Below are 6,492 nucleotides of genomic sequence, written 5' to 3'. Positions count from 1 at the left end.
TTGCTCGGCCAGTTTTTTAATGTCAGATTGAGTAGTCATTGCTTATTCTCCTGTTAATGGATTATAAGCAGTTACACAGTTTTTAGGAAACTCCCAAATTATTAACTCGTTGACAATAAAAAAGGCTAACTTCTCGTTAGCCTTTTTGCTATGAAATAGTCACAGTCATTTTTTGTGAACTATTTGATGTGCCTACTAAAAGCAAATTGTTATGGAGTGACCACTACATAGTCATTGGTATTAATTAGAATTTCTGATGGTTGATCGACAACGATACGTACCACGTTATTATCAACAACTTGAGACTTATAATAGTTGTCTTCAGCAACTGTACAGCCTAAACAACGTCCCATCGCATCCCAAGGTTCAACAAATAGTTTCTGTTGTGCTTGATCTGCATTACCACCAATAAGTGAGAAAGGTAAGCTAACGATATAAGCTGCCGTACCAGCTACCGCATTCACGAGTTGCAGTGGTTTGCCGACAATCGTATCAACTACCATCGTCTCGTATGAAGGCCCGAAATCAGTTTCATCAATTTCTATAGCTGCAAAAGTAGGCTGAATGGTCACAACTACCAATCCTAAAGTTGCCAATACAGTAAAAAATCTCTGCTTAACTGTGCGTTGAGTTTTTGCTTTAACAGTCATAACGATATCCTGAAACTCATAGTAGTATGATTAATGGCTGCTGCTATCTTCACACAGGAATTTTGCGGCAACAATAGTTAGGCTAAATATTACAGAAAAATAAATGATACGCACTATTTATGTAAGCGCTAGCACTATTAAAGCAAGATGTGCGCTAATAAGCAACAAAAATGAGAATAATCTAACTATAGCTTTGGCAATATATAATGATTTTGAAAATGAATGCTCTGTTCAAATATTGTCTTCATTTAATCTAAACGCAGCACAAGTAAGTGGATATCATTTATTAGTTATTCTAACGGCTGACAATTTGGACAATAAACACTGGCTCTACCAGTAAGCTTAATGTTTTCTAGCGTCGTGCTGCAATGTAGACAGCTTTCTCCTTGTCTACCATACACATTTAAGGTTTGCTGAAAGTAACCAGTTTGACCACTTGCTACTGTGAAATCTCGTAGTGTCGAACCGCCCAACTTTATCGCTTTCTTTAAAATTTCTTTAATATGATTCACTAAAATGACAATCTGATCGTATGAAATTTGATTGGCTGGCGTAGCAGGGTGGATGCTGGATAAATACAGGCTTTCAGTCGCATAAATATTGCCAACACCGACCACGACTTCTTGTTCCATGATGACAGATTTAATCGCCCGAGTAATGGGTTTTAGTCGCTTATTCGTTTTAGTATCATCTGACGATGACCCATTGCTATCTTGACTAGATAAATCAATACGCTGGATTAAACTATATAAATAGTCTGCGGTAAAATCTTTTGAAAGCGGCTCAGGACCTAGATGATCTAGTAGTTTATTGCCGTAATCTTCATGCCATAGTACTGAACCAAAACGTCTTGGATCATAGTAATGTAGCTGAGATTTTTTATTATCAGTATCATTAAAAACGATGACCAGATGATCATGTTTACGCTTATCAGTACCATAACTGTGTTGCTGTAAGCTACCTGACATTCCTAAGTGAATAAGAAGCTGACGTGGTTCAACTTTGCTGGCTAACATTGGAGCGTTATTCTGTACATCTACTGGCAGAAAATTAAGAATCAGATACTTTGCTCGGCGCTCGACACTCTCTAATGTGTAATTAACCAGCTCGTCCAAGTTATCTGGCATCATCCATCGCAGCTTTGGCTGAAATACTTTAACATCAACTACCTGTTGCCCTAATAATGGAGCAAGACTGGCTTTAGTGGTTTCTACTTCAGGTAATTCAGGCATAGTATTTTTTGACAACTCTATTATGGAATAAACAACGACTGACTTAACGTTTTATTTACACGACTGCACGGCGTGCGTGCAAAATACCATGTTGCTGCTCTAATTTTGCGAGCAACTTAGACAGATGTGCCAAGCCTGAGACTTCAATATGGAACTTTAAAAAAGCAATATTGTCGTCATTGCTTAACGTTTGAACTTGGCGAATATTGACGTTTTCTTTATCAATTATCTGTGTCAAATCACGTAGCAAACCGCGTCGGTCATATGCTTCGACATGAATATCAACGGGTTGATAACGCCCCGTCTGCACTTGCCAAGCGGCTTCTATCTTACGCTCAGGGTCACGCTCGACCAGACGTAAGTACTCTGGGCAACCTCGATTATGCACGCTGACGCCACGCGATAAAGTGATGTAACCAGCAATCGGTTCGCCATGCACAGGGTGGCAACAACCTGCCAAATTGATTTCAATATTATCCAAACCATCGATATGGATTTTATACGCATCGAGCTTACCTGTATCTCGGTTATCTACATGCGGTACAAAGCTATCTGGTGGTATCTCAGGCTCTAGATGTAGCTGACGAGAGATATGACTGGTTAACTGATTAAGGCCAATATCACCTGTCACTAGACCCACGATAATGTCGTCGGTCGTATTGACATGAAAATGCTGAATATAGTCGTTTAGATCAATACTATTAGGATGAACAGATAGGCGCTCAAGCTCTTTGCTGAGCATTTGGCGACCTATTTCAATGTTCTTATCACGGTCTTGCTTATTAAACCATTGGCGCAGTTTTGAACGGGCACGGTTAGTATGAATATAACCTAGCGATGCTACCAACCAATCCCGATTGGGCTCACGCGATGCCTTAGTGATAATCTCAACTTGCTCGCCTGTTTTCAACTGATAAGTCAGTGGCACATAGCGCTGATTAACACGGGCTGCCTGCGCACGGTTGCCAACTTGAGTATGCACATAGTAGGCAAAATCGAGAACGGTCGCGCCTTTTGGTAGTTCAGTAATATCACCGTCACGACTGAAGATATAAATACGTTCTAGCTCATCAAAATCAACGAGTTGCTCTTCTTCGTCAAACTCAATATCATCTATCTCTTCGCCCGCTACCACAGCTGAGCGTGGTTGATTACGTGTCTCATTATTGATGGATAATAATTGGCGCAATGAGCTGATTCTTTGATTCAGATAGTTGTCTTTCTTGTTCTTTAGCCCTTCTTTGTAATTAACGTGCGCACACATGCCAAGTTCGGCCTCAAAGTGCATCTCATGAGTACGAATTTGGACTTCCAATGATTTATTTTCCGCGATTACAGCAGTATGTAGCGAGCGATAACCATTGGACTTAGGGTTGGTAATATAGTCATCAAACTGCTCAGGAATGTAACGCCATAAACCATGTACTAGGCCTAAAACGTGATAACAGTCAGAAGGGCTGTTGACCAAGACGCGCAAGGCACGAATGTCATAAAGCTGATCGAAAGATAAGCCTTTGAGCTTCATTTTTCGATAAATAGAGTAGATATGTTTGACGCGCCCAGATACTTCGCCTTCGATACTGGCATCTGCTAATGATTCATTTAATTTGTCTTGTACGCGCTGAATATAGGACTCACGTTCGCTACGTTTTTCTGACAGTAGCTTAGCAATTTCTTTATAGCGATCAGGCGCGAGATAACGGAAAGCTAAATCTTCGAGCTCCCATTTTAGCTGCGCAATACCTAAACGATGGGCTAATGGCGCATAAATAGTCATGACTTCACGTGCGACACGCGTTTGACGCTCTGGCCTAGAAAACGTCAGCTCACGCATGGCAAAGGTACGCTCTGCCAGTTTTATCAGTACAACGCGCACATCGTTAGTAACAGAGATGAGCATGCTATAAATATTTGATAGCTGATCACGTTGATTATTGACGAAATGGTCTTCTAAGCGCTTGTTGCTCTCGATAATCTCCGACAGCTTACCCATTGCAAGGGTATCTTTAACAAGCGTCAAAATATCTGGACCAAAGTTTTTTTCAACTTCAGCCAGACTAATGATTGATTTGCGCGCACTGCGATACAGCATGGCCGCGACCAATGCGTCTTCATCTTGGTAAAGATAGGTCAGAATATCGGTCATACCAATACCGGTCACATAAGCGCCTGAGCGCTCAGATTCACTGGTATTCATGTGACTGCGAATAAACTCGCAAGCTGCACTTAGGTTGGGTACTGACTCTTGTCCAATACGTTTTGCCACATTATCTAGCCAAGTAGGTACGTCGATATTGGCTTGGTCTAAGTCGACCGCCTCAAGCTCATCGTTTGATAGCGGATTGGTATCATCCAAATACTCGTCTTCAGTGTGAGGGTCATGCAAATGATAAGTGTGTGCGGCTGAGCGATCAAAAGTAGTATGTAGCTTGTGGGTTGCCAACTGGTATTTGATGTCGAGGGGAATTTGAGCATAACTATTGGCTGACTGGTGAGAGCGTTGGCTCGCCACCAGTTGCGCCGCAAGTGTTGCACTATCGGCCTGCGTGGTCTGTCCATCCACCAGCGGTAATCCTTCACGAATTTTTACCATAGCCGACTCCTCTTAGCTATTTTGAATTGATTATAACCTCATCTACTATGCACACACTCTGAATTAACGATCCATAAAGTGTCAGCTATAAACCAATACAACTGCTAAAAATGTTATTTTTAGCAGCTATAAAATGCGCGTAAAATATATAAAGCTATGAGTGCAAATGCTTGCTATGTAGCGATTAGAAACATCATCAAAAACATAGGAAGATTGTTTACTATTATCTCATTTTAAAGTGACAAATCAAGCGAGCCTCTGTACGGCTGTGGTCAATTACGCTAAATAATGGCTATTTATTAGCACAAACTTATCAAAGCTTTGAATCATTTTAGATAATTGTAATAACGCTTAATTGTCTCTTTAATTAGGTTCAACTATCAGTCATTTCCAGCTATTAATAATTTTTGAAAATTAATAACGTTAAACCGCTACCTTCTCGAAGCGAGCGATAGATTCAACATGACCCGTATGGCAGAACATATCCATCACGCCAGCATGAGTCAGACGATAGCCTTGTTCTAATAATGCTTTTGTATCACGAGCAAGGGTCGCTGGATTACAAGAGACATAAACAATGCGCTCAGCATTAAATTTTGGCAAATATTGCATAATCTCCCAAGCACCAGAGCGTGGTGGATCAATCAACAGTGCATCAAAGCCTTGGTTGGCCCATGGCTTATCAGTACAGTCTTGAGTCAAATCTTGACTGTAAAACTCAGTATTGTTGATACCGTTGCGACGGGCATTGTCAGCAGCACGTTCGGTCATGGCTTCACTGCCTTCGACACCGACTACTGAGCCTGTCTCGCCAACGAGGCGCGCTAGTGGCAAGCTAAAGTTACCTAAACCACTGAATAAATCTAGTACGCGTTCGCCTGCTTTTAAGTCCAACAAGTCACAGGCAAGTTTGGTCATCTGACGGTTTACAGATAAATTTACTTGAGTAAAGTCAGTAGGGATAAATTCAAAAGTCAGATCATACTCTGGCAATTGATAATATAAACGCCCAAATTGCTCGCTCAAATCATCAGCGTCTGTCAACGCAATACGTTGGATGCTATCAACGCCTTTCGACTGCAAATATAGCTGCCAATTACGCGCCGCGAAAAATACTTTTAGTTTGTCTATATCAGCGTCTGACAACGGTTCTAAATTACGTACGATGAGCGCAACTGGCTGATTGCCATCAGGTAGTTCTGGTAGTTGCTCACCCATTGCAAGCTCAAGCTGAGCAATCTTGTCACGGCTCTCTAAAGTGCTAATAAGCGTTTTTAGGTTTTCAATCTCAAAACCAATACGCGGATCTAGGATATGACATTCATTTAGCTCTGCCAAGAAGTTACTTGAACGCTCACGGAAGCCGACAAGCGCGGTTTCTTTTTTGACAACATAGCGTACGCCCAAACGTGCTTTGGTACGATAACCAAGACGATCACCAACCACAGGGGCGAGCCAATTGTCAGGTTCCGCGTTGGCTTGATGCATCAGCATTTCAGCCAGTACTGACTGTTTAAAGTTTATTTGTCCATCTGGTTGCCAGTGCTGCAAGTTACAACCACCGCAAGTACCGAAATGCGGGCAGGGTGGTACAGCACGTTCAGGGTTTGGGTTAGCAGTGATACTAATGGCATCGCCTTCTTCAAAGCTAGCACGGCTGTTGGTTATTTTTACTAAGGCGCTTTCACCTGGTAGAGCAAAGCTAACAAAGATCTTTTTGCCGTGCTTGTCTTCAGCATGGCCTTCCGCAACATCAAAACCATTACCATAGACAGCAACACCGCGACCATCATGTGACAAGCCATCAATATTAAATGGAATTGGCTCTGCGTCTTTTAGGCGACGACGTGTCTTTGATGATGGCTTCGATTTTTTCTTACTAGGCGGAATGACAATCGTTTGGGTGTCGTTTGTTTGAGCTTCATTCGTTTGAGCGTTACTGTTTTGCGCTGCCATATCAGATGCTGTAGATGTTTTTGAATCGGTGGGTTGCATAAACCTGCCTTAATAATAAATA

Annotated in this window: 4 protein-coding genes; all 4 read right to left on the bottom strand. The window is 41.8% G+C overall.

Going from position 1 to position 6,492, the window contains the following annotated elements; translation table 11 throughout:
- Positions 1–209 precede the first annotated feature (209 nt).
- On the bottom strand, positions 210–650 hold the full coding sequence (locus tag ACI2IW_RS13145) for a hypothetical protein (protein WP_201571495.1): 441 nt from the start codon (positions 648–650) through the stop codon (positions 210–212).
- A 290-nt stretch (positions 651–940) separates the two neighbouring features.
- The gene (mutM, locus tag ACI2IW_RS13140; protein ID WP_404693903.1) at positions 941–1,882 is read right to left on the bottom strand and encodes a bifunctional DNA-formamidopyrimidine glycosylase/DNA-(apurinic or apyrimidinic site) lyase; all 942 of its coding nucleotides are present in this window, start codon (positions 1,880–1,882) and stop codon (positions 941–943) included.
- Positions 1,883–1,937: 55 nt separating this feature from the next.
- Positions 1,938–4,475 (bottom strand): RelA/SpoT family protein, encoded by a 2,538-nt coding sequence (locus ACI2IW_RS13135; RefSeq protein ID WP_404693902.1) that lies wholly within the window; start codon positions 4,473–4,475, stop codon positions 1,938–1,940.
- 423 nt (positions 4,476–4,898) lie between these two features.
- Positions 4,899–6,470: a 23S rRNA (uracil(1939)-C(5))-methyltransferase RlmD gene (gene rlmD, locus ACI2IW_RS13130; protein WP_379543768.1), complete on the bottom strand. Its 1,572-nt coding sequence runs from the start codon at positions 6,468–6,470 to the stop codon at positions 4,899–4,901.
- Positions 6,471–6,492 lie beyond the last annotated feature (22 nt).

It is taken from the genome of Psychrobacter sp. NPDC078501 (genome assembly GCF_044900935.1).
Taxonomy (GTDB): domain Bacteria; phylum Pseudomonadota; class Gammaproteobacteria; order Pseudomonadales; family Moraxellaceae; genus Psychrobacter.
Note: the sequence above shows the minus strand (reverse complement) of the source record. Positions and strands in the feature narration are given on the sequence as shown.

Coding starts and splice junctions, on each gene's coding strand:
- ACI2IW_RS13145 (WP_201571495.1), bottom strand. CDS start 650: ATGACTGTTAAAGCAAAAACTCAACGCACAGTTAAGCAGAGATTTTTT.
- mutM (WP_404693903.1), bottom strand. CDS start 1,882: ATGCCTGAATTACCTGAAGTAGAAACCACTAAAGCCAGTCTTGCTCCA.
- ACI2IW_RS13135 (WP_404693902.1), bottom strand. CDS start 4,475: ATGGTAAAAATTCGTGAAGGATTACCGCTGGTGGATGGACAGACCACG.
- rlmD (WP_379543768.1), bottom strand. CDS start 6,470: ATGCAACCCACCGATTCAAAAACATCTACAGCATCTGATATGGCAGCG.